Below are 3,838 nucleotides of genomic sequence, written 5' to 3'. Positions count from 1 at the left end.
GCCGATATCGGCGGTGTAGCGCCATGAGCGTGCGCATTTTAACAGGCCGCGATCCTCGGCCTTCTCGACCACCACGGCGACACCCCTGACGTCGTCGATCGCGAAGGCACCAGCCGGTGCCTCGCCATGAGCGATGACCAGATCGCTGGTGATCGCCATCTCGGCCATGTCGACATCTGAAATCGCCGCTTCGAGCGCTGCATCGTTGATGGTGACGACCGGCACCGCTTCCAGCGACGATCCGATCACCTTCTGGGCCCGCGCGATCTCCAGCGCGCCGGTGACGACGCGCCGCACCTGCCGCACCTGGCGCCACTTTTCCGCCAACGCCTCGTTCTGCCAGTCCGCCGGGATTTGCGGGAACTGGTCGAGATGCACCGAGACCGCGTCGGGATGACGATCGAGCCAGGCCTCCTCCATGGTGAAGGGCAGCATCGGCGCCAGCCATTTCACCAGGCAATCGAAGAGATGGCGCACCACCTGCACAGAAGCCTTGCGCTTCAGGCTCGAGGGCGCGTCGCAGTAGAGCGCGTCCTTGCGGATGTCGAAATAGAACGCGGACAGCTCGACCACCATAAAATCGAGCAGCATGCGGGTGATGCGCTTGAATTCGAAGGCGTCGTAACCCGAGCGCACGACCTCATCGAGCTCGGCCAGCCGGTGCAGCATCAACCGCTCCAGTTCCGGCATCTTCTCCAGCGGCACCTCTTCGCCATCGTCATGGGCGAGCGTGCCGAGCATCCAGCGGATGGTGTTGCGCAGCTTGCGGTAGGCATCGATGTTGGTCTGCAGCACGTTCTTGCCGAGCCGCTGGTCCTCCCAGTAGTCGGTCGTCACCACCCACAGACGCAGGATATCGGCGCCCGACTGCTTGATGACGTCCTGCGGCACCACGGTGTTGCCGAGCGACTTCGACATCTTGCGGCCATCCTCGTCCATGGTGAAACCATGGGTGACGACAGTATCGTAAGGCGCCCTGCCCCTGGTGCCGCAGCTTTCCAGCAGCGAGGAATGGAACCAGCCGCGATGCTGGTCGGAGCCTTCGAGATAGACGTCGGCCGGCCATTTCAGGTCAGGGCGATCCTCCAGCGTGAAGGCATGCGTCGAGCCCGAATCGAACCAGACGTCGAGGATGTCCATCACCTGCTTCCATTTGGAGGCATCGTGATTGCCAAGGAAACGCTCCTTGGCGCCAGCGGCGAACCAGGCGTCGGCGCCCTCCTTCTCGAAGGCGTCCATGATGCGCTGGTTGACCGCTTCGTCCTTCAGCACATTGCCGTCGACATCGGCGAAGACGGCGATCGGCACGCCCCAGGCGCGCTGGCGCGACAGCACCCAGTCCGGGCGCTCCTCGATCATGGCGCGGATGCGGTTCTGGCCGGCGGCGGGCACGAAACGGGTGTCGTCGATGGCCTTGAGCGCCCGGCTGCGCAGCGTCGAGCCGTCGCCGAGGTCCTTGTCCATATAAACGAACCATTGCGGCGTGTTGCGGAAGATGATCGGTTTTTTGGACCGCCACGAATGCGGATAGCTGTGCTTCAGCCGGCCACGCGCGAACAGCGCGTTGCGCTTGATCAGCTCGTCGATGACGGCCTGGTTGGCGTTGCCCTTCTTGCCGTTGTCGTCGATGACGCGCGCCGGTCCACCCTCGCGGTCCGGTCCGAAACCCGGCGCGTCCTTGGTGAAGAAGCCGCCATCGTCAACGGTGAACGGGATGGCGGGATCGATGCCGCGTGCGCGCAGATCCACCGCCGCGTCCATCCAGGCGTCAAAGTCCTCGCGGCCGTGTCCGGGCGCGGTGTGGACGAAGCCGGTGCCGGCATCGTCGGTGACATGGTCACCGGCGAGCATCGGAACGGCAAATTCGTAGCCGCCGCCCAAGCCCTTGAGCGGATGTGAAAGCGTAAGGCTTCCAAGCTCTTGCGCCGAAACGCTGCGGAGACGATTCAAGGTGACCTTGGCCTTGGCCGAGGAGTCTTCGGCCAGTGCGTCGGCAAAGATCAGCTTTTCGCCCGGCTGCGGGCCGAACGCGTTCTCGGCTGCCGTGACCTCGTAGAGGCCATAATTTATACGCGGCGAATAGTTGACGGCGCGGTTGCCTGGGATCGTCCACGGCGTCGTCGTCCAGATGACGACGTGGGCCTGCAGCAGATCGAGGGCGCCCTCCGTCAGCTTGGTCTGGCCATCGTCAATGGGGCGGACAAGGCTGGCGACCGGAAACTTCACCCAGATCGTGTCGCTCTCATAGTCGTGGTATTCGATCTCAGCCTCGGCCAGCGCCGTGCGCTCGACCACGCTCCACATCACCGGCTTGGAGCCGCGATAGAGCTGGCCCGACATGGCGAACTTCAACAGCTCGCCGGCGATGCGCGACTCGGCATGGAAAGCCATCGTCGTATAGGGGTTCTTGAAGTCGCCGATGACGCCGAGGCGCTGGAACTCGGCCCCCTGCACCGTGATCCAACCCGCGGCGAATTCGCGGCATTCCTTGCGGAATTCGTTGACCGGCACCTCGTCCTTGTTCTTGCCCTTGGCGCGGTACTGCTCCTCGATCTTCCATTCGATCGGCAGGCCGTGACAGTCCCAGCCGGGCACATAGTTCGAGTCGTAACCGCGCATCTGGAACGAGCGGGTGATGACGTCCTTGAGGATCTTGTTCAGCGCATGGCCGATATGGATGTTGCCATTGGCGTAGGGCGGGCCGTCATGCAGCACGTATTTCGTGCGGCCGGCAGCGCTCTCGCGCAGCTTGCGGTAGAGATCCATGTCCTGCCAGCGCTTGACCAGCAGCGGCTCCTTCTCCGGCAAGCCGGCGCGCATCGGGAAGTCCGTCTGCGGCAAATAAAGCGTCTTGGAATAGTCGATCGTTTCAGTTGTGTCGGTCATTGGTCTGCCATGTGCATTGCCCGGCGGGCGTACAAGCTCGGGCGTGAACTATCATGTTATGAAAAAAGCGCGAGGGGCGCGCAGAAACTCCCGGCGGCTCCGGCGGCGCTCAGGCCACCCGGAACACCGGGCCTGTAATTCGTATCGCGATCGCGAAAAGGCGCGAAAAGCTGGTCATGGCTGGGCTTTTAGCCGAAGCCACGGCAGGAATAAAGCGTCTCTCGTTCGATTCACCTACATCGTGAAATCGAAGCGGTAGGTGGTCGACACGCCGACCGTGAACTGGTTGCGGTCGCCACGCTCCTTGACCAGGCTGGAATCGGCCGCCGGTCCCATCAGGCGCGAATATTCGCCAAACAGGCTGGCGGTCATCGGCTCGGTCACCTTCCAGGTTATGGCGCCGCCAAGGCCGGTCGATTTCAGCCCGCCACCGGGATGGTATTCGCTCAGGCCGGAGGCCACCGCTTCCTGCGCGTTGACGCCATAATAGGCGTCGAAATAGTTGCCAGAGGCGAAGGAAACACGCGGTCCTCCCGAAATCCTGACGGTCGGCGTCACGTCGTAAAAGGCATCGGCGGCGATGTCGGCGACAAAGCCGTTGTGGGCGCGAATGCCGTGGCGCAGCTCGGCGCGGGCGCGCAGCCAGTCCGTCGGATAGAATTCGAAGAAGCCGCCGACTTCGCCGCCCCAGCGCACCGGATCGAGGCCCTTCAGTTCATCGGCGTTGTCGTCGTCGCGGGAAAACAGGAACTTGCCGGTCAGGCCGGCGCGGACACCGCCATCGTCGACCAGCGCCAACGAGATGTTGTCGTTGCGCGAGACAAAGCGTGCCGCCGGTCCGGCCTTGCCCAATGAGATGATGGGTTGGGCGCTCAGCATGTATTTCCTGCCGCCCTCGAAATTGGGCGCGACCAGGCCGGTGGCGCCAACGGTCAGATACCAGTCGCCGGAC

The 3,838-nt window shown here is 63.4% G+C and carries 2 protein-coding genes; both read right to left on the bottom strand.

Annotated elements, in window-relative coordinates:
* Positions 1-2,886 (bottom strand): isoleucine--tRNA ligase (gene ileS, locus EN925_RS26875; RefSeq protein WP_128337049.1); only part of this gene is annotated, 2,886 nt, incomplete at its 3' end.
* Positions 2,887-3,120: 234 nt separating this feature from the next.
* The coding region (locus EN925_RS26870) for a MipA/OmpV family protein (RefSeq protein ID WP_164894411.1) at positions 3,121-3,838 on the bottom strand (718 nt) is incomplete at its 5' end.

Origin of the sequence: Mesorhizobium sp. M7A.F.Ca.US.006.04.2.1, from assembly GCF_004022915.1 — a bacterium.
Lineage (GTDB): Bacteria > Pseudomonadota > Alphaproteobacteria > Rhizobiales > Rhizobiaceae > Mesorhizobium > Mesorhizobium ciceri.
This window is presented reverse-complemented; position numbering and strand designations above follow the sequence as displayed.